Raw genomic sequence first — 20,495 nt, 5'->3', positions numbered from 1 at the left:
CATGAACTCATCACATTCCGATTCCCCATTGCCACGGCAAGCCACCGGACGCCGTGAAGGGCTGGTGCTGATGCTCGGCAGCAGCCTGACCATCATGGGCGCGGTCATGGTCGCGCCGATCCTGCCCAAGCTCGGCGCCGAGTTCGGTCCGCTGGAACCGCGTGCCGATCTATTGGTGCCATTGGCGGTGACCGGCCCGGCGCTGGCGATTGCACTGTGCGCGCCCCTGGCCGGCTGGTTGGCCGACCGGGTCGGGCGCAAGGCGTTGCTACTGATCGCCACGCTGTTGTATGCCGTGCTCGGAGCCATCCCGGCGCTGCTGGATAACTTGCCCGCCATCGTCGGCGTGCGCCTGTTGTTCGGCGCGGCGGAGGCTGCGGTGATGACCTGTTGCGCCACGCTGATTGCCGACTATTGGCACGGCGAGGAGCGGCTGCGCTACATCAACCGGCAGGTGGTCACCATCGGCCTGGTCGGCTCGCTGTTCTTTGTGGTGGGCGGAGCGTTGGGTGAACACTCCTGGCGCCTGCCGTTTTTGTTGTACCTGCTGCCACTGCTGCTGGTACCGGTGATGATGAAGGTGCTATGGGAACCCACAGCGACCCGGCACACCGTCGTGACGCCCGGCCAGGGCAGGGTGGCGATCGTGCCCGTGGTGCTCGGTTATCTGCTGATCCTCAGCGGTATGGTCCTGAGTTTTATCGTACCGATCCAGGCGCCGATTCTGCTGGTCAGCCTGGGGGTTACGTCGAGCACGATGATCGGGCTGTCGGCCGGCTTGGGGTTGCTGGCGACCTTGGTCGGTTCATTGGCCTGGCCGCTGCTGCGCCGCCGCATCGGCATCCTCGGGTGCAATGCGTTGCTGCTGACCCTGCTGGGCCTGGGGTTATGGCTGCTGATGCGCGGGCAAAGCTACAGCGCGGTGTTGGTAGCGGTGCTGATTCACGGCCTGGGTGCGGGGCTGCTGGTACCTAACGCGATGACGCCGGTGATGAATGCCCTGAGTGCCAGCACCCGAGGGCGCGGTCTGGGCGGGTTCACCGCGTTTCTGTACTTCGGCCAATTTGTCAGCCCGCTGGTGGTGGCCGTGCTCAGTGCTTACTCGGGCGACCTGCGCCACTCCATCCAATGGCTGGCGATTGCCAGTTTCGCCTCGGCCCTGGTCTGGGCGCTGGCAGGCCTGCAAGCGCGGCGCAAAGCACACGCCCAGGCATTCGGCTCAAGTCATTCGTAATTAAGAGGAGATAAGGATGGACATCCAGAACCTGCTGGACATCGAAGACGCCACCGGCCTGGCCGAATGGGTCAGGCGCGGCGACGTGCAACCTGGCGAGCTGCTGGAGGCGGTGATTGATCGTATTGAACGGGTCGAACCTCAGCTCAACGCGGTCGCCGAGCGGCTTTATGATGCGGCCCGTACGGCAGCACTCGCATCGCGGCCGGGTCACGGCGTGTTCGCCGGGGTACCGACCTTGATCAAGGACCTGTTTTCACCGGTCAACGGCGCGGCGATGACCAATGGCTCGCAAGCGCTGGGAGGTTTTCGCGCGGACTTTGAAGCCGAACACGTAAGCCGTATCCGCCGTGCCGGGTGTGTGATTCTCGGCACCAGCACCTCACCCGAGTTCGGCACGTCGTACTCCACCGAATCCAACCGCTTTGGCGCCACGCGCAACCCCTGGAATATCGGCCACAGTGCGGGCGGTTCCAGCGGCGGCGCGGCAGCCCTGGTGGCGGCACGTGTCGTACCGTTTGCCCATGGCAACGATGGCGGCGGGTCCTTGCGTGTGCCGGCGTCCTGCTGTGGGGTGTTCGGCCTCAAGCCCAGCCGTGGGTTACTGCCGTCCGGGCCGATGGTCGGCGAAGGCTGGGCCGGGATGGGCACCCCCCATGCGATTACCTTGTCGGTGCGGGACAGCGCCGCGCTGCTGGATGCCACGGCCGGGATCGACCTGGGCGCACCCTATGCCGCGCCGCTGCAGGCGCAGCCCTATGTCACCGCGCTGCAGCGTGACCCTCGGCCGCTGCGTATTGCCCTGGTTGAGCAACTCGGGCCCTGGCCGACCTCCGGCGAAAGTGTGGAAGCCGTGCGCCAGGCCGCCAGGTTGTGCGAATCCCTGGGCCACCGCGTTGAACCGGTCAGCTTGCCGGTGGCGCTGCCGGCGTTTCTCGATCAGGTCTTCACCATCATCGGTGCAAGTACTCGCCACTACGTCGATGTGTTGGGGCAGATGCGCGGTTTCGCCGTGCAGCCTGAAGAGCTGGAAGCTCGCACCCGCATTATTTTGCGCAGCAAGGGCGATGTCAGTGGTGCGCAGTATGCGGGTGCCGTGGAGTGGATTCATGCCTTGGGTCGGCAGTTGGCGGTGTTCATGCAGGATTACGACCTGATCCTCACGCCGACCCTGGCACGCGAGCCGGTGCCGATCGGTGAGCTGGACCTGCAAGACGACCGCCTGAGCCTGGAGGAACTGATTGAACGGTTCCACAGCTACTCGCCGTTCACGGCCCTGTTCAATGCCAGCGGGCAACCGGCGATGTCAGTGCCGTTGTACTGGAGCGCTGCCGGCTTGCCGATGGGCGCCCACTTCGCCGCTCGCTTTGGCGAAGAAAGTACCTTGTTTGCCCTCGCGGGGCAGTTAGAGCGGGCCCAGCCCTGGCGCGGTCGGATACCGCCGGTCAATGCCTGTCGGTTATAAGCGTCCGAGGAATTCTGCATTGGGCGGGTAATCGACCTGCCTGATGCAAAACGCGCCCTTGTCACTGCGCTGCAAACCGGTGCCTTTTTATCCGGTACATATCACCGTCCGCATGGCTGAGCAGGGTATCGGCATCCTCCCCGTCAATCGGATAAACCGCCACGCCGATACTGCAGGACGGCATCTTCACCCCACCAAACTCGGCACCCAGCGGCTCGGCCATGACCGCGAGTATCTGCACCACCTTGGCAGAAATAGCCTCCCGCGACGGGGTATCCGTCAGCAGCACCGTGAACTCATCACCGCCCATCCGCGCCACCAGGTCGCTGTCGAGTACGCAGCGTTCCAGCCGTCGTGCAATCACACACAGCACGCGATCGCCCATGGCATGGCCATGCACATCGTTGATGCCCTTGAAGTCATTGATGTCCAGAAACAGCAACGCCAGGCTGCGGTTGCGGGACTTCGCACTGTGCAGCGCCTGGTCCAGCCGATCATTGAACAGTGACCGGTTGGTCAGGCCGGTCAGCGGATCATGGTGGGCGAGGAAGCGCAGTTCTTCCTCGGCCTGGGTGAGCGCCGTCACGTCCCGCGCGACCCCGATTCGCGCGCCCACTTCTTCGGACCAGAAGGCCGCCCACAGGATGTGCACGACACTGCCGTCCTTGCGTATATAGCGGTTACGGAAGTCGACATGGGATTGGCCATTCATGACCCGCACAATGGAGGCGCGGGTGCGCGCCAGGTCTTCAGGGTGCATGTAGTGGGTGATCAGGGTGCCAACCAGTGCGTCGGCACGGTAGCCGAGCAATGCCTCACAGGCATCGCTCACGAAGACAATCTGGTTGTCACCGTCGACGACAAAGACCGTATCCAGCATCAGGTGGATCAGTTTGGGGTAGAGAGCGTGCAGGTCAATGGGCATGGGGCATCGAGCGTCCGGTTCATATCGGCCGATCATAGCCCGATCATGAGCGGGGGCGTTGAGCAATCCTGCACATTTTTAGTCCGCTCTGTCGCCGTCGAGCGCCGCCTGGCAGAGGCTTTCGCTTAGCGGGAGGTGCTGCGAGCCACAGGAAAGGTTGTCGTACAACCGAATGCGCTATGATGCGCGTTCCTCCGCCAACCGAGATACCCGTTCTTGATGGACAACCCGAACGTCCAGCCCACCGTTCGCCGCCGGCACCGCAGCCTGGCCGAAGAACTGGTCACCGAGCTTTCCCGGCGCATCTGTACTGGTGAGCTCCCGCGTGGCACCAAGCTGCCCACCGAATCCGAAGTGATGGCCGAACATGGTGTGAGCCGCACGGTGGTGCGCGAGGCCATTTCGCGTCTGCAGGCTTCGGGCCTGGTGGAAACCCGGCACGGCGTCGGCACCTTTGTGAAGGATATTCCCAGCCCCAGTGGGTTTCGCATCGATCCGGACACCATCGTGACCTTGCAGGATGTGCTGGCTGTGCTGGAGTTGCGCATCAGCCTGGAGGTGGAGGCCGCCGGCCTGGCGTGCGTGGGGCGGACCGACCAGCAATTGCAGGTGATGCGCGACTCGCTGGATGCGCTGAACTCGCGGGCGGTGAGTGCCGACTATGCGGTGTCGGCAGACTTTCAGTTTCATCAGCAGATCGCGTTGGCCACGGGCAATCGCTACTTCACCGATATCATGTTGCACCTGGGGGTCAACATCCTGCCGCGCACACGCCTGCACTCAAAACGCTTGGCCAACGACAACAAGGAACCCTTCCTGCAGCGCTTGAGTCGTGAGCATGAGGACATCTACAAAGCCATCCTGCGCCGTGACGCCGATGCGGCTCGGGCGGCGATGCGCCTGCATCTGTCCAACAGCCGCGAGCGTATGCGCCGGGCCTATGAAGCCGCCGCCGCCGAATTGTCGAATGGCCCGGCCGCGGTGAACGCGCCGCCCTGAAGCCCGCTGCCCGGTTCATCAGCCGCCGCTGGCGGTTGCTGCTCGACCTTGGCGCGAAACTGCTCCGAACTGTCCTTGGGTGCAAAACCCAGGTGCTCGGTGTGCCGAGTGCTCCACCAGCGATCCCGATTGGCCGACACGCCATACACCACACTGTGCCCGGCGTCCTTGGCCAGCAGGGCGCGCGCCACCAGATGGTCCAGGTCGCTGTAACTCAGCCACGTCGAAAGCATCCGCCGGTTGCGTGGCTCGGGGAACGACGAGCCGATGCGCAAGCTCACGGTTTCAATCCCGTAGCGGTGAAAGTAGAACGCCGCCAGGTCTTCGCCGTAGGCCTTGGAGAGCGCGTAGTAGCCATCCGGACGGCGCTGTGAGTGCACGTCCAGTTCAACGTCCTGGGGATAGAAACCGGTGACGTGGTTGGAGCTGGCAAACACAATCCGCTTGACTCCCTGTTGTCGCGCCGCCTCATAAATGTGGAACGTGCCGCGAATATTGGCGTCGAGAATCTCCTCGAATGGCCGCTCCACTGAAATCCCGCCCAAATGAACGATGGCGTCGACGCCGTTGACCAGCGCCGCAACGGCGGCCTTGTCGGCCAGGTTGCAGGCGATCACTTCGTCGTGCTCACCACGGCTCGGCGCCATGGGGCTGATGTCCGAGACGCGGACGATGTCGGCATGGGCCTGCAAGGTTTCGCGCAGGATTTGCCCCAGGCCGCCGGCGGCGCCGGTGAGCAGAATGCGCGTGAAGGGTTTGGGTTGTGTGGTCATGGTCAGGTCTTCCATTGAACGCTGAATGCAGGTGGCTTGCCTGTCGAGCGATGCGCGCTCGCCAGGCAAGTCGTGGGGGCTTTACATGAAGTTGTACTGGATGCCCAGGCGCCACCGCGCCTGGCGGTCTTCGGACGTGGAGTTGACCTTCACATCACCAATCTCCATGAACGGAGCCCATTCCTTGTTGAGCTTGTATTTGACGGATAGGTTCTGTTCGTAATCGCTCTTCTTGTTGTCGTAGCGGATGTAGTCAGTCTTGAAATAAATGAACTGATATTCATACGCCCACTTACTGGCCGGCGTGTAGCCGAGCCAGCCCTCGAAACGATGGGTGGTCTGGTCATCCTTGATGTGGTCGGGCAAGTCCTCGTCCACCTGATCGCGGTCCAGCTTCTTGGTATCCAGGCGATAGCGCGTGGCGGCGTAGAAGGCGTCGTTGATCTTGTAGTTGTACTTGAGGCCTAACTTGTAGGTGGTCGAGTCTTTCGAGCTGTCCATCTGGAACGCCGGGGTCAGCGTCGATTGCGCGCTGAGTTTGTAGTTGTAGCTCACGGTGAACTCGTGTCCGTTGTTGACCATGTTGTCGTAGGCGACGTCTTCCCGGTCTCCGGCGGTGCGGTATTTCATTTCCGCTTCAAATCCCAGGCCACTGTCCAGGCGGTAGTTGAGCTTGATTCGGTCAGCGTGGGCGCTGTCCTCCTCGGTGAACTGGTGGCGGTAGTTGATGCTGGCAGAGTCAGCGCTGACATACAGCGGCAGGCCGAGGGTCAGGGCAGTAACGAGCGTGCGTAGGGTGGTGTTCATACGGTCTTCTTTTTTGTTTTTGTTAGGGTCGTTTGACGGTTGCTACGGCAGTGCGTTGTTGCGTATGGATCTCATCTAATGTGCCGATATACGTTATCGTACGACAAGACGACTCGTCTATGGGTTATCAGTGGTTTTGAAACATCTTGAAATATATGTGCCCAGTGAATAGGGCTTTACAGCGATTCAGGTTGTTCCTTGGTTGTCTTTAAAAATAAGGGTTTTGTCGGGATTTTCTGAAAATGTACACAGGTGGGAGGCAGGTTATTGGGTCTTTTCAAGTGTTGTACGATGACCTATGATCGGTCGCAACAGACGACACTCCCGTCACAAATCCAATAAGAAGGCTTACGACGTCCATGAGAATCACAGCAGTCAACGTCCAGGTATTTTCCTACCCGACCCGTCGCGCAGTGGACAGTGCCGGCCATGCGCACCCGGGTGATGTCACCCAGGCGCAGATGGCTTTGCTGCGCATCCAGACCGAAGACGGCCAGGAGGGTTATGCCTTCGGCGCGCCCGAACTGATCCGTCCGTATGTGCTCGATGGTTTCGTGCGCAAAGTGCTGGTGGGGCAGAACGCCTTCGATCGCGAAAAGATCTGGCACGACCTCGCGCATTGGCAGCGTGGCAGTGCCAGCCAGTTGACCGACCGCGCCTTGGCGCTGGTCGAGCAGGCCCTGTGGGATTGGGCCGGGCGCAAACTGGGTGTGCCGGTGCACAAGTTGATTGGTGGTTTCCGCGACAAGGTGCCGGCCTACGGCTCCACCATGTGTGGCGACGAACTGCCCGGTGGCCTGGCCACCCCTGAAGACTACGGGCGTTTTGCCGAGACCCTGGTGCAGCGTGGCTACAAGGCCATCAAGTTGCACACCTGGATGCCGCCGGTGTCGTTCGCGCCGAGCCCGCGCATCGACGTCAAGGCCTGCGCTGCGGTACGCGAAGCGGTCGGGCCGGACATCGCCCTGATGCTTGACGGTTATCACTGGTACAGCCGCACCGAAGCGCTGTACATCGGGCGTGAGCTGGAGAAGCTCGACTTCGCCTGGTTCGAAGAGCCGATGATGGAAGAGTCCGCCGAGTCCTATGCCTGGCTGGCGGGGCAGTTGGATATTCCGGTGCTGGGCCCGGAAACCCTGTCCGGTAAACACCTGAGCCGCGCCAGTTGGGTCAAGCACGATGTGTGCGATATCTTGCGCGCCGGTGTGGCGGGCGTCGGTGGGATCGCGCCGTGCCTGAAGGTTGCGCACCTGGCTGAATCCTTCGGCATGGATTGCGAGATTCATGGCAACGGCGCCGCCAACCTGGCTGTCGTCGGCGCGATCAAGAACTGCACCTGGTATGAGCGCGGCCTGTTGCACCCGTACCTGGATTACGACGAAGTACCGGCTTACCTCAAGCGTCTGGTAGACCCGATGGACAGCGACGGTTTTGTGCACTTGTCCGACTTGCCGGGCCTGGGTGAAGACATCGATTTCAACTTCATCGAGACCAATACGCTTAAAAGCTTCTGACGTGCACACGGTCAGTCCGGCATGAGTCGGGCTGATCAAGAGCACCTACCAATACAAGAATAAATATAAAAAAGGCACTCTTGTTATGAGCATTTTCCCTTCGCTGTGGGCGCGGGTGTTCGTCGCCGCCCTGGCCGTTACCGCTGTACCTGCAAGCTTTGCAAAAACCCCGGCCGATCAACTGATCGTCGGCATGAGCATGATCAACCTGCTGTCCCTTGACCCGGCGGCCGCCACCGGGCTGGACGTGTCGGAGATCAACGCCAATCTCTATGACATGTTGCTGGTGCAGGACGTCGCCCAGCCGGATCGCCTGGTACCGGCGCTGGCCGAGCGCTGGCAGGTCAGTGATGACCGCAAGACGCTGACCTTCAACCTGCGCACCGGAGTGAAATTCCAGTCCGGCAATGACCTGAGTGCCGACGACGTTGCCTGGTCGTTGCAGCGCGTGCTCAAGCTCAACCTGGCGCTGGCTTCCACCTGGAAGGCCTATGGCTTTACGGCCGAGAACGTCGAGCGCTACATGCGTGCCACGGATGCCACGACCTTCGTGATCGAGCTGCCTCGGCCGACCGACCCGCTGCTGGTGCTCAACACCCTGGCGACCTCGCCGAGTGCGTTCATCCTCGATCGCAAAAAAGTCCTCGAGCACCAAAAAGGCAGCGACATGGGCGCCGCCTGGCTGGTGACTCACGCCGCCGGCAGCGGTGCATTTGTGCTGAATGACTGGCGCGCCAACGACGTGATCCTGATGACCCGTTTCGACGGGTACTGGGGCGGCCCGGCCAAGCTCAAGCGCATCGTCATGCGCAACATGACCGAGTCGCAGTCGTTGCGCCTGATGATCGAGCGCGGCGACCTGGACATCGCCAAAGGCATGTCCGCGCCGGACATCGAAGCCCTGCAGAAAAGCGACAAGGTCCGCACCCAGACCTTGCAGCGCGGCACCCTGTACTACGTAGCCCTGAGCGTGAAGCAACCGATGTTTGCCGATGCGCGCGTGCGCAAGGCCGTGCGTGCGCTGATCGATTACCAGGGTATCAACCAGACCGTCATGCCCCATTACGGGGTGATCAACCAACGGCCGCTGCCGCTGGGCCTGGCCGCGCGCCTGCCGGATCCGGGTTACACGCTCAACGTCGAACAGGCCAAGGCCTGGCTGGCCGAGGCCGGTTACCCGAACGGTTTCAAGACCACCATCCGCGTGCTCGCCGAACCGCCGTTTATCAACATTGCCTCCAACCTGCAGTCGACCCTGGCCCAGGCCGGTATCGACGCCAGCATCATCACCGGCACGGGCAACCAGATCTACGGCGCAATGCGTGAGCGCAACTTCGACATTATCGTCGGTCGCGGCGGTGGCGGCGCGGAACGGCATCCGCACTCCAGCCTGCGTACGCTGGTGTACAACCCGGATAACCGCGATGAAGCCAAGCTCACCAACTTCCAGGGCTGGCGCACGTCCTTCTACAGTCCTGAGCTGAACCAACTGATCGAGCGCGCGGAAGTCGAGCCTGACACAGGCAAGCAACTGGCCCAATACCGCGACATCCAGGAACAGGTCGACCGGCAGGTCGGGGCCATTTTGCCGGTCTCGCAAATGACCGACACCGTGGTGGTGTACGACGACGTGGCCGACTTCCAGGGCCATACCGCCGCGACCACGCGCTACAAAGACGTCTACAAGAAGCGCTGACCGATTATCAGGAGCTCACTATGTTTGTTATGACTGCCTCTGTCATGGGCGCTCGCGCGTCCAACACAGCCCGGCGTGCCGGTACGGTGCTGGTGACCTTGCTCGGCCTGCTGGCCCTGACGTTCATCATCGGCCGGGTCATGCCGCTCGACCCCGTGCTGGCGGTAGTCGGGCCGGATGCCGACAGTTCCACCTACGATCAGGTGTACCGGTCGATGGGCCTGGACAAGCCGATCTGGACCCAATTCGGCCTGTACCTCAATGACCTGCTTCACGGTGACTTCGGCAATGCGCTATTGACCGGCCACCCGGTACTCGACGACATCCTGCGCGTATTCCCCGCGACGATCGAACTGGCCACCCTGGCGATCCTGTTCGGCGTGCTGATCGGCTTGCCGCTGGGCGTCTGTGCGGCCAGCAACCAGGGTCGCCTCGGCGATCACGTGGCGCGGGTGATCACCTTGTTCGGCTACTCCACGCCGATTTTCTGGCTGGGCATGATGGGGCTGCTGGTGTTCTACGCCTGGCTCGGCTGGGCCGGTGGAGCGGGGCGCATCGACCTGGCCTATGACGGCATGGTGCCCGAGGTCACCGGCCTGCTGCTGATCGACTCGACCCTGGCACGTGACTGGGATGCCTTCGCCAGCGCCCTGCGCCACATCGTGTTGCCGGCGCTGATCCTCGGCCTGAACTCGGTGGCGTATATCAGCCGCATGACCCGCAGCTTCATGCTCGAGCAGCTGTCCCAGGAGTACATCATCACCGCGCGGGTCAAGGGCCTTTCCCGGCGCCAGGTGGTGTGGGGGCATGCGTTTCGCAACATCCTCGTGCAGTTGCTGACGGTGGTTGCGCTGGCCTATGGCTCGTTGCTGGAGGGCGCGGTGCTGATCGAAACCGTATTTGCCTGGCCGGGGTTCGGCCAGTACCTGACCAGCAGCCTGATGCTCGGCGACATGAACGCGGTGATGGGCTGCGTGCTGGTGATCGGCTTGATTTTCGTCGCGCTCAACCTGATCAGCGACGCCTTGTACAAGGTGTTCGACCCCCGTACCCGTTAACGCACTGCGCAGTACCGATAAAACTATAAAAAGAAGGAATTTTGCATGAAGACGGTATTTTCAACACTGCACCTTGGCCTGTTGACGGCGGTACTCGCCCTTGGGCCGATGACAACGGCCAGTGCCAAGACCCCCGCCGATCAATTGATCGTCGGCATGAGCATGGTCAACCTGTTTTCCATCGACCCGGCCAATGCGCCCGGCCTGGATGCCTCCGGCGTCAACGCCAACCTCTATGACACGCTGATCAAGCGCGACCAGGGCAATCCGGAAAAACACCTGCCGCAATTGGCCGAACGCTGGGACATCAGCGAAGACGGCAAGCAGGTGACCTTTCATCTGCGCCAGGATGTGAAATTCCATTCGGGCAACCCGCTGACCGCCGAGGACGTGGCGTGGTCGCTGTACCGGGTGATGAAGCTCAATTTTGGCCTGGCCACCACCTGGAAGGCCTACGGCTACAGCGTCGAGAACATCCAATCGCTGATCCGCGCCACGGACGCCCACACCCTGGTCATCGACCTGCCGCAGACCATGGACCCGCTGCTGTTGGTGGACTCCCTGGCGATCTCGCCGAGCGCCGTGGTAGTGGACCGCAAGACGGCCCTGGCGCATGAAAAAAATGGCGACCTCGGCGCCGGCTGGCTGGTGACGAACGAGGCGGGCAGTGGCCCCTTCGTGCTGACCAAATGGAGTGCCAACGATTCGCTGCTGCTGACCCGTTTCGACGGCTACTGGGGTGGCGCGGCCAAGCTCAAGCGCGTGGTGGTGCGGCACATGACTGAATCCCAGTCGCTGCGCCTGATGCTCGAACGCGGCGACCTCGACCTGGCCTACGGCATGGCGGCACCGGACATTCGCGCCATCGACGGCTCGGACAAGATCCAGGTGCAATCATTGCCGCGCGGCACCATGTACTACGTGGCGATGAGCATGAAGCAACCCGAGTTTGCCAAGCCTAAGGTGCGTGAAGCGGTGCGCAACCTGATCGACTACAAGGGCCTGGATGAACAGGTGATGCCGTATTACGGCAAGCTCAATCAGCAGCCGATGCAGCTGGGGCTGGAAGCGCGCTTGCCGGATCCGGGCTATCACATGGATGTGGCCAAGGCGAAACAGCTGCTGGCCGAGGCGGGTTACCCCAACGGTTTCAACACCACCATTCGCACGCTGTCGGAACCGCCGTTCATCGACATCGCCGCACGCCTGCAAGCGACCCTGGCTGAGGGCGGGATCAAGGCCAGCATCGTCACCGGCACCGGCAACCAGGTCTATGGCGCGATGCGCGCGCGCAATTTCGAGATCATCGTGGCCCGCGGCGCCGAGCGTTATCCGCACCCGTATTTCAGCCTGCGCACCTTCGCCTACAACCCCAACAACAGCGATGACGCCGGCTTGCCGAACTTCCAGGGCTGGCGCGCTTCATTCTTCAATCCGCAGCTCAACAGCCTGATCGACCAGGCTGGGGTGACGCGCGATGCGGCGCAGCGGGTCAGCCTGTATCACCAGGCGCAGACGCTCTATGACCAGCAGGTGGGGCCGATCCTGATGATCTCGCAGATGACCGACACCGTGGTCAGTGCTGCCGACGTCAAGGGTTTCAGTGGTGACGATGCCGAGGCCACCCGTTACCTGGGTGTCTACAAGCAGCGTTGAGTGGGGCTGCGGCCCTTCAGAATTCACACAGAGAAGATGCTTATGAATGCCAATCTGTCTTCCATCGAAACGGCGGCGAAGCGGCCGGTGGATCGCTCGCCGGGCTCCAGTTTCGATGCCTTCTGCAAGAGCGGCCTGCGGGTGCTGCGTCACCTGTTGCGTAACCCCATGACCCTGGCGGGCCTGCTGGTTGCGCTGCTCTTGGTGGTGGTCGCGGCTTTTGCGCCGTGGATCGCCACCCATGACCCGGTCGCGCAGAACCTCGCCACAGCCTTGCAGGCGCCGGGCTCGGCGCACTGGTTCGGCACCGACGAATACGGCCGGGATATTTTCAGTCGGCTGGTCTATGGCTCGCGGATCACGCTGTACATCATTGCGCTGGTAACCGTGATCGTCGGTCCCATCGGGCTGTTTATCGGCACCGTCTCGGGCTACTTCGGCGGGGCGGTCGACACGGTGTTCATGCGCCTGACCGACATCTTTATTTCCTTCCCCAGCCTGGTCCTGGCGCTGGCCTTTATCGCTGCCCTGGGCCCTGGCCTGGAGCATGCGGTGGTGGCGATTGCCTTGACTTCCTGGCCACCGATTGCGCGGCTCGCGCGGGCTGAAACCCTGTCCCTGCGCAACGCCGACTTTGTCGTCGCCGTGGAACTGCAAGGCGCGTCGCCGGCGCGGATTATCCTGCGCCATATCGTGCCGATGTGCCTGTCCTCGGTGATCATCCGCCTGACCATGAACATGGCCGGGATCATCCTCACCGCGGCCGCTTTGGGCTTCCTCGGCCTGGGTGCCCAGGCGCCGCTGCCGGAGTGGGGCGCGATGATTTCCACCGGGCGCCGCTACATGCTCGAGTGCTGGTGGCTGGTGGCGGTTCCCGGGGCGGCGATCATGTTGGTCAGCCTGGCCTTCAACCTGTTAGGCGATGGCCTGCGGGACATCCTTGATCCGCGCAGCGAATAATCGGAGAACACCTTATGTCCGCCATCAAACTGAATGTCGAAGGGCTTAATGTGCGCTTCGTCAGTGGCCAGAAAGAAACCCACGCCGTGCGCGATGTGTCCTTTACCTTGGGTCGGGAGAAGCTGGCGATTGTCGGTGAGTCCGGCTCAGGCAAGTCCACCGTCGGGCGCAGCCTGCTCAAGCTGCATCCGCCCAGCGCGAAAATCACCGCCAAGACCATGGCGTTTGGCGAGGTCGACCTGCTCTCGGCCAGTGAAAAGGCAATGCAGAAGATTCGCGGCCAGCGCATCTCGATGATCATGCAAGACCCCAAGTACTCGCTGAACCCGGTGGTCAAGGTGGGCGACCAGATTGCCGAAGCCTACCTGGCCCACCACAAGGCCAGTCGCAGTGATGCGCGCGAGCGGGTCATGCAGATGCTCGAGCAGGTGCATATCCGCGATCCGAAGCGGGTCTACAACCTGTACCCGCACGAAGTGTCCGGCGGTATGGGCCAGCGCATCATGATCGCGATGATGGTAATCACGCGTCCGGAAGTGATCATTGCCGATGAGCCCACGTCGGCGCTGGATGTCTCGGTGCGCCAGCAAGTGCTCAACGTGCTGGAAGAACTGGTGGACCAGCAGCAGATGGGGCTGATTTTTGTCAGTCACGACCTCAACCTGGTGCGCAACTACTGTGACCGCGTGTTGGTGATGTACGCCGGGCGCGTCGTCGAATCCCTGGCCGCCTGCGACCTGCAATACGCCGAGCATCCCTACACCCGTGGCCTGCTGGCCGCGCTGCCGAGCATGGATAATCGTCGCGTGCACCTGCCGGTGCTTAAGCGCGATCCACTCTGGCTGACTCAATAAGGAACCTGACCATGCCCATGATCCAAGCGCACGCCTTGAACCTGAGCTTCGGCACAGGCGCTGCCATCAACCAGGTGCTGCACGATGTGAGCCTGAGTGTCGCCGACGGCGAATCGTTCGGCCTGGTGGGGGAGTCCGGTTCGGGCAAGACCACCGTACTGCGCTGCCTGGCCGGGCAATACCGGCATTGGCACGGGGCGCTGAGCATCGCCGGCGCGCCGTTGCAGCACAAGATTCCCAAGGAGCACTTTCGCAAAGTGCAGATGGTCTTCCAGGACCCCTATGGCTCCCTGCACCCCCGGCACACCATCGACACCGCCCTGCGCGAACCGCTGATCATCCACGGGGTAGGGGACAAGGACGACCGGATCAACGAGATCCTGCTCAAGGTCGGCCTGAACGACAGCTTCCGCTTCCGCTATCCGCATCAGTTGTCCGGTGGGCAGCGCCAACGCGTGGCGATTGCCCGCGCATTGATCCTTGAGCCCCGCGTGCTGTTGCTGGATGAGCCGACCTCGGCCCTGGATGTGTCGGTGCAGGCCGAGATCCTCAACTTGCTGGCGGACCTGCGCGAGCGCGAGAAACTCACCTATCTGCTGGTCACTCATGATCTGGGGGTGGTCACTCACTTGTGCGACCGGGTGGCGGTGATGCAGCACGGCAGGATCGTCGAATTGCTCGACTGCCAGGCCCTGAGTCAGGACCAGGCCGTGCACGACTACACGCGCATGCTGGTGCAGGCCAGCCGTGACTTCAGTCAGGAATCTGTAGGGCGTAAGGTCGGCTGATTCCTATAGTCATCGTATGACTTTGATTGAGTGATGATGCGTGTCTTCAAGTTTTTTGCACGTAATAAGCTGGTTTTATTGATTAAATTATATTGGCGCAAACAAAAGCGCTTAGAGGGTAGCTAACTCATCTGCACAGTTGTACGATGACGTACCTCTTGAGGTATTCCCTTTATTTTTCGATTTGAGGTTTGCGAACATGACGCCACAAGAACTAAAAACAGTCCTGTCTTCCGGCTTGCTCTCGTTCCCGGTTACCGACTTTGACGCGGCCGGTGACTTCCGCGCCGACACCTATGCACGCCGCCTGGAATGGCTGGCACCCTACGGCGCCAGCGCGTTGTTCGCGGCAGGGGGCACCGGCGAATTCTTCTCCCTGGAAGCCAAGGAATACACGCAGATCATCAAGACTGCGGTGGACACCTGCAAAGGCCAGGTGCCCATCCTCGCCGGTGCCGGTGGCCCTACACGCCAGGCTATCGCCTATGCTCAGGAAGCCGAGCGCCTCGGTGCCGCCGGTATTCTGCTGATGCCACATTACCTCACCGAAGCCAGCCAGAAAGGCCTGGTGGCCCACGTTGAGCAGGTGTGCAACTCGGTGGATTTCGGCGTGGTGGTGTACAACCGCAACCTGTGCCGTCTCAATGCCGACAGCCTGGAACAGTTGGCCGAGCGCTGCCCGAACCTGATCGGTTTCAAGGACGGTATCGGTGAAGTCGAATCGATGGTGTCGATCCGTCGTCGCCTCGGCGACCGCCTGACCTACCTCGGCGGGCTGCCGACCGCCGAAGTCTATGCAGCGGCCTACAAGGCCCTGGGCGTGCCGGTGTATTCCTCGGCGGTGTTCAACTTCATCCCGAAAACCGCGATGGATTTCTACCGCGCGGTGGCCGCCGACGACCACGCCACCGTGGGCCGCTTGATCGATGATTTCTTCCTGCCGTACCTGGCGATCCGCAACCGCTGCGAAGGATATGGCGTGAGTATCGTCAAGGCCGGTGCACGCCTGGTCGGCCACGACGCCGGCCCGGTGCGCGCGCCGTTGACCGACTTGCTGCCTGAAGAAGTGGAGCAGCTGGACGTGCTGATCAAGGCGCTGGGCGCCCAGTAATCAAGGCGTTCGAAAAACACTGGAGATCAATGTGGGGGCTCGACAGCTCCCACATTCAACCTGCTTGTGAGGATCCACCATGCCCCACTGCATCATCGATTGCCCAGCGGCCTTGGCCCAACGCATCGGCGAACACACCCTGCTGGCCACCGTACACGATGCCCTCGACAGCTTCGGCGTATTCAAGCCCGGCGACATCAAGGTGCGGCTCAACGGCTTCAGCCATTACCGCTGTGGCAGCACTCAAGATGACTTCGTGCACGTTGCCCTGTACCTGTTCGCCGGGCGCACTGCCGAACAACAGCGCAGCCTGGCTTCGGCAACGCTGGGCGCCCTGATTGAACTGCTGCCGCAGGTCGAGGCGCTGTCCATGGACGTGCGCGAAATGCCCCGCGAAACCTTCGTCAATCGCAGCCAATACCTCGAAGAGTCCGGGCGGCAGATGTAGCGCCCCTCGGTGTGAATACCGGCAAAAACAAGGAGAACAACATGCCGTATCAACCCTCGAAAACAAACCCGGTGCGTTGCGCGCTGGTCCTCGTGGCCCTTGGATGCAGCCCGCTGGCATGGGCGCTGCAAGCCCCGTCAAAACTGCAAGTACCGACGCTGGCTTTTGATGACCGGCAAATCATCCTGGTGTGGGAAAAGCCTGCCGAGCATGCGGGCATCAAGGATTACCGGGTATACGCTAATGGCACGCTGCTGGGCAGCGCCAATGCCAACAATGACCAGGTGTCACCAGCCAAACCCTACATCGACCAGTTTTATCGGCAAGACACTGCCAACTTCCATCATCGCATCGGCATTCACAGCTTCACCGCCCACGGCCTGAAGCCCGACACGGCGTACCGCTTCACCGTGCGTTCGGTGGACGGCAACGGCAAAGAGTCCGCCGACAGCGCCCCGGTGCTGCAACGCACTACTCAGGTTGCGGCGGTATTTGACGTGAAAAAATACGGCGCCAAAGGCGACGGTAGCCATCTCGATACCCAGGCGATCCAGAACGCCATCGATGCCTGCACCGTCGGTTGCAAAGTCTTGCTGCCTGAAGGCACCTACAAAAGCGGCGCGCTCTACCTCAAGAGCAACATGACCCTGGAGATCGCCGAAGGCGCGACCCTGCTCGGTTCCGAGCGCGCCGAAGATTATCCGTTGGCCGGCTACATCCAGTACCCGTATTCCACCACCGTGCGCCCGGCCTCGCTGATCAACGCGTTGCCCCGCGATCCACGCCAGCATCAGTCATTCGAAAACATCCGCATCGTCGGCAAGGGCACCCTCGATGGCAATGGCTGGAAGCGTAACGCCGATGTCGTCGACGAGCGTGGCCAGGCACTGCCGTTCTACCTGCCCAGCGACAATACCCGCTACGCCCAGGACGGCATCCTGGCCAAGGCGCAGGTGGAGCAGGCCGTGGCGCGCGGCATGAACGTCAAGGATGCCTACGGGCAGATGCGCTCCTCGCTGATTACCCTGCGCAATGTGAAGAACGTGTTCTACGGCGGTTTCACCGTGGTGAACCCGGCGTTCCACGGCATCATGAACCTGGAGACCGAAAACGTGGTGCTGGCCAACACCACCCACAAGACCTACGACGCCAACAACGGCGACGGCATCGAGTTCGCCAACAGCAAGGGCGCGATGGTGTTCAACAACTTCTTCGACACCGGTGATGACTGTGTGAACTTCGCTGCCGGCACCGGTGCCGATGCCGTGCATCAACCGCCGCAGGAAGACGCGTGGATCTTCAACAACTACTTCCGCAAGGGCCATGGCATGGTGGTCGCCGGCAGCCATACCGGTGCCTGGATCCAAAACATCCTGGCCGAAGACAACGTGTCGGACGGCACCGATGCCGGGTTGCGCATGAAAAGCACCAACTTCATGGGCGGCGGCGCGCGCAACGTGACGTTCCGCGACTCGGCGATCCGCAACACCGTCAAGCAGGCGTTCATTTTTACCCTCGACTACAACGACCCGAACGCCAAGCTCGACTATCAGCGCTCAACCATAGCGGGGCAGTTCAAGGACGTTCGGGTGAGCGACGTGAGCGTAGAAAATGCTCAAGGCGCGGCGATCGAGGTCAAGGGCGATGCAGCGCACAACGCTTACCATCAGGGCCTGGTGTTCGAGCGTGTGCGTTTTCGCGGCGCGGCCAAGGCGCGTATCGACGGGCTGAAAGACTCACGCTTCGACCACGTGGTCTTCAGCCAGACCGGCGGTGCCAACCCGTGGCAGGTCAGCGGTAGCCAAGGGCTGGTGTTCAAGGAGGTGGAGCCGGCGCCGTAAGCGCAAACGTTATGGTGAATGGACCCTTGTAGTGAGCGGGCTTGCCCCGCGCTGGGCTGCGAAGCAGCCCCAATAAGAACGCTGCAGTGTGCCAGACAGTTCCGGGGCTGTGTTTTGGGGCTGCTGCGCAGCCCAGCGCGGGGCAAGCCCGCTCGCCACAGGTACGGTGTTCGCTGTTAACTGAACGGCCTGCTCACCACTGGGGAATCTATTACGTCCTACGTTAATAGACCTGCGGCACAATGATTTGCGCTGGCGTCGGGCTGCGCGAGTAGTCCTCCTGCCTGACCCGTTGCGGCAGCTCGATCACCGGCAGTTCCACTTCCTCATAAGGCATCTGCCCGAGCAGGTGGTGGATGCAGTTGAGTCGGGCTTTCTTTTTGTCATCGGCCTGCACCACCCACCATGGCGCTTCGGCGATGTGGGTGCGCTCGAGCATGACTTCCTTGGCCTTGGTGTAAGCCTCCCAGCGCCGACGCGACTCCAGGTCCATGGGGCTGAGTTTCCACTGTTTGAGCGGGTCGTGAATGCGGCTGAGAAAGCGCAGGTGCTGTTCCTGGTCGGAAATGGAGAACCAGTATTTGATCAGCTGGATGCCGGAGCGGGCGAGCATGCGCTCGAACTCCGGCACGGTGCGGAAGAACTCTTCGTACTGGTCCTCGTTGCAAAAACCCATGACTTGTTCGACGCCGGCGCGGTTGTACCAACTGCGGTCGAACAGCACGATTTCACCGGCCGCCGGCAGGTGCGAGACGTAACGCTGGAAGTACCACTGCGTCTGTTCGCGGTCGTTGGGGGCGGGCAGGGCGGCGACGCGGCAGACCCGCGGGTTGAGTCGCTGGGTAATGCGTTTGATCACACCGCCTTTGCCGGCGGCATCGCGGCCCTCGAAGAGGATCACCACTTTGGCGCCGGTCTTGACCACCCAGCTTTGCAGCTTCACCAGTTCGCCTTGCAGGCGGAACAATTCGCTGAAGTAAATCCTGCGCGCGGCCTTCTCCGGGCTTTCCTCGACGTGCTCATCGAACAGCGCGTTCAGGTCGTGCCCGTCTTCGGATAATTCCAGTTCGAGCTCTTCGTCACTGTGATCCAGCAGCTCACGGTGGATGCGCTGGATCAAGGCGTCGTCTACTGCAGACATGGGAGGCACTCGCGTCGTGGGGGGAGATGGCAAAGTCTTAGTCGCATTTTGTTACCAACCAATTACATCGAAATGCGTGGCTGTGGCGAAAAGGCGCGACGAAATAGCGGTTTGCCATTCAATTTTCATAAAAGCGTAACAAAGCTGCTGCAAAGTTCCGGGAGCCCGTAATCACAAGGATTTCCCTGAATGAAACGTCTGATGAAGTCAGCTGCACTCGCCGTTGCGGTTTCTCTAAGTGCCACCTCGGTATTTGCTGCCGAGAACGTCCGTCTGACAGGTTCTGGCGCCAGTTTCCCAGCGCCGATCTACCTCACCTGGTTCAAGGATTTCAGCAAGAAGACCGAGGGCGTCACGGTTGACTACCAATCCAAAGGCAGTGGCGCGGGTGTACAGGACTTCCTGAACAAAACCGTGGACTTCGCCGCCAGTGACTCGGCGATGAAAGATGAAGACATCGCCAAGGTCGCCGAAGGCGTGCAGTTGCTGCCGATGACCGCAGGCGAAATCGTGCTGGCGTTCAACCTGCCAGGTAATCCTAAAGAACTTAAGTTGCCACGCGATGTGTACTCCAACATCTTCCTGGGCAAGATTACCAAGTGGAACGATCCGCAGATCGTCGCCGCCAACCCTGGCCTGAAACTGCCGGATATGCCGATCACCGTGGTCGTGCGTGCGGACTCCAGCGGTACCACTGCCGTTTTCACCAAGCACTTGGCGGCCATCAACCCACAGTTCCAGAAGGACTTGGGTGAAGGCAACACCGTCAACTGGCCAGCCAGCGACAAATTCATCAAATCGCCGAAGAACGATGGTGTGACCGCCACCGTACGCCAGACCCCAGGCGCGATTGGCTATATCGAATACGGCTTCGCCAAGCTGGCCAAGGTTGACTTCGCCCAGCTGCAAAACAAGGCCGGCAAGTACGTGGTACCTAACGCCGAAAGCGGTGCCGAAGCCCTGGCGGCGGTGAAGATGCCGGAAAGCCTGGTGGCCTGGCTGCCGGATCCGGACGGTGCCAAGTCCTACCCGATCACCTCCTACACCTGGATGATCTTCCGCAAGGACAACGGCAACCCGGCCAAGGCCAAGGCCATGCGTGAAATGGTCGAGTACAGCCTGACCGAAGGTCAGAAAATCGCCGACTCGATGGGCTATATCCCGCTGCCGAAATCGGTGGTCGATCAGGTTCGCAAAGCGTCTGCCAACATCCAGTAACGCTCGT

The 20,495-nt window shown here is 61.5% G+C and carries 18 protein-coding genes; 14 read left to right on the top strand and 4 right to left on the bottom strand.

Annotated features, from left to right (window positions below; genetic code table 11):
* The first annotated feature begins 1 nt into the window (after position 1).
* Entirely contained in the window at positions 2-1,234 is a 1,233-nt protein-coding gene (locus tag FIV39_RS25260; protein WP_090402426.1) for an MFS transporter, read from the top strand.
* Positions 1,235-1,250: 16 nt separating this feature from the next.
* Positions 1,251-2,699, top strand: a complete 1,449-nt coding sequence (locus tag FIV39_RS25255) for an amidase (protein ID WP_090402428.1) — start codon at positions 1,251-1,253, stop codon at positions 2,697-2,699.
* A 61-nt stretch (positions 2,700-2,760) separates the two neighbouring features.
* Here FIV39_RS25255 and FIV39_RS25250 read toward each other — a convergent pair whose 3' ends face one another.
* Positions 2,761-3,624, bottom strand: a complete 864-nt coding sequence (locus FIV39_RS25250) for a sensor domain-containing diguanylate cyclase (RefSeq protein WP_090402430.1) — start codon at positions 3,622-3,624, stop codon at positions 2,761-2,763.
* Between the two features lie 219 nt (positions 3,625-3,843).
* Here FIV39_RS25250 and FIV39_RS25245 point away from each other — a divergent pair, with 219 nt between their 5' ends.
* Entirely contained in the window at positions 3,844-4,623 is a 780-nt protein-coding gene (locus tag FIV39_RS25245; RefSeq protein ID WP_090402432.1) for a FadR/GntR family transcriptional regulator, read from the top strand.
* Here FIV39_RS25245 and FIV39_RS25240 read toward each other — a convergent pair.
* Both FIV39_RS25240 and FIV39_RS25235 read right to left on the bottom strand, forming a co-directional pair.
* Positions 4,563-5,396: an NAD-dependent epimerase/dehydratase family protein gene (locus FIV39_RS25240; protein ID WP_090409888.1), complete on the bottom strand. Its 834-nt coding sequence runs from the start codon at positions 5,394-5,396 to the stop codon at positions 4,563-4,565. The two genes, FIV39_RS25245 and FIV39_RS25240, sit on opposite strands and share 61 nt — an antisense overlap.
* 81 nt (positions 5,397-5,477) lie before the next feature.
* Positions 5,478-6,203 (bottom strand): oligogalacturonate-specific porin KdgM family protein, encoded by a 726-nt coding sequence (locus FIV39_RS25235; protein WP_090402434.1) that lies wholly within the window; start codon positions 6,201-6,203, stop codon positions 5,478-5,480.
* Positions 6,204-6,562: 359 nt separating this feature from the next.
* Here FIV39_RS25235 and FIV39_RS25230 point away from each other — a divergent pair, with 359 nt between their 5' ends.
* From FIV39_RS25230 to FIV39_RS25185, 10 genes are all read left to right on the top strand, one after another.
* Complete coding sequence (locus FIV39_RS25230; protein WP_090402436.1) at positions 6,563-7,717, top strand: mandelate racemase family protein; 1,155 nt, start codon at positions 6,563-6,565, stop codon at positions 7,715-7,717.
* Positions 7,718-7,802: 85 nt separating this feature from the next.
* Entirely contained in the window at positions 7,803-9,413 is a 1,611-nt protein-coding gene (locus FIV39_RS25225; protein WP_090402439.1) for an ABC transporter substrate-binding protein, read from the top strand.
* A gap of 20 nt (positions 9,414-9,433) precedes the next feature.
* The gene (locus tag FIV39_RS25220; protein WP_027603508.1) at positions 9,434-10,471 is read left to right on the top strand and encodes an ABC transporter permease; all 1,038 of its coding nucleotides are present in this window, start codon (positions 9,434-9,436) and stop codon (positions 10,469-10,471) included.
* 45 nt (positions 10,472-10,516) lie between these two features.
* The gene (locus FIV39_RS25215; protein ID WP_090402441.1) at positions 10,517-12,127 is read left to right on the top strand and encodes an ABC transporter substrate-binding protein; all 1,611 of its coding nucleotides are present in this window, start codon (positions 10,517-10,519) and stop codon (positions 12,125-12,127) included.
* A gap of 42 nt (positions 12,128-12,169) precedes the next feature.
* Positions 12,170-13,087: an ABC transporter permease gene (locus tag FIV39_RS25210; RefSeq protein ID WP_090402443.1), complete on the top strand. Its 918-nt coding sequence runs from the start codon at positions 12,170-12,172 to the stop codon at positions 13,085-13,087.
* A 14-nt stretch (positions 13,088-13,101) separates the two neighbouring features.
* A complete protein-coding gene (locus FIV39_RS25205; protein ID WP_090402445.1) occupies positions 13,102-13,941 on the top strand; it encodes an ABC transporter ATP-binding protein in 840 nt (279 codons plus the stop codon).
* 11 nt (positions 13,942-13,952) lie between these two features.
* Positions 13,953-14,729, top strand: a complete 777-nt coding sequence (locus FIV39_RS25200; protein ID WP_090402447.1) for an ABC transporter ATP-binding protein — start codon at positions 13,953-13,955, stop codon at positions 14,727-14,729.
* A gap of 199 nt (positions 14,730-14,928) precedes the next feature.
* Positions 14,929-15,840 (top strand): 5-dehydro-4-deoxyglucarate dehydratase, encoded by a 912-nt coding sequence (gene kdgD, locus FIV39_RS25195; protein WP_046035395.1) that lies wholly within the window; start codon positions 14,929-14,931, stop codon positions 15,838-15,840.
* Positions 15,841-15,919: 79 nt separating this feature from the next.
* Positions 15,920-16,288 (top strand): 5-carboxymethyl-2-hydroxymuconate Delta-isomerase, encoded by a 369-nt coding sequence (locus FIV39_RS25190; RefSeq protein ID WP_090402449.1) that lies wholly within the window; start codon positions 15,920-15,922, stop codon positions 16,286-16,288.
* 41 nt (positions 16,289-16,329) lie between these two features.
* Positions 16,330-18,129, top strand: coding sequence for a glycosyl hydrolase family 28 protein (locus FIV39_RS25185; RefSeq protein ID WP_090402451.1), 1,800 nt, complete (start codon positions 16,330-16,332; stop codon positions 18,127-18,129).
* Positions 18,130-18,352: 223 nt separating this feature from the next.
* Here FIV39_RS25185 and ppk2 read toward each other — a convergent pair whose 3' ends face one another.
* The gene (gene ppk2 / locus FIV39_RS25180; protein ID WP_090402453.1) at positions 18,353-19,270 is read right to left on the bottom strand and encodes a polyphosphate kinase 2; all 918 of its coding nucleotides are present in this window, start codon (positions 19,268-19,270) and stop codon (positions 18,353-18,355) included.
* Between the two features lie 189 nt (positions 19,271-19,459).
* Between ppk2 and pstS the strand changes: the two genes are divergently transcribed.
* Positions 19,460-20,488, top strand: a complete 1,029-nt coding sequence (pstS, locus tag FIV39_RS25175) for a phosphate ABC transporter substrate-binding protein PstS (RefSeq protein ID WP_027603516.1) — start codon at positions 19,460-19,462, stop codon at positions 20,486-20,488.
* The last annotated feature ends 7 nt before the right edge of the window (positions 20,489-20,495 follow it).

The organism is Pseudomonas grimontii, assembly GCF_007858185.1.
Classification (GTDB): Bacteria; Pseudomonadota; Gammaproteobacteria; order Pseudomonadales; family Pseudomonadaceae; genus Aquipseudomonas; species Aquipseudomonas grimontii.
This window is presented reverse-complemented; position numbering and strand designations above follow the sequence as displayed.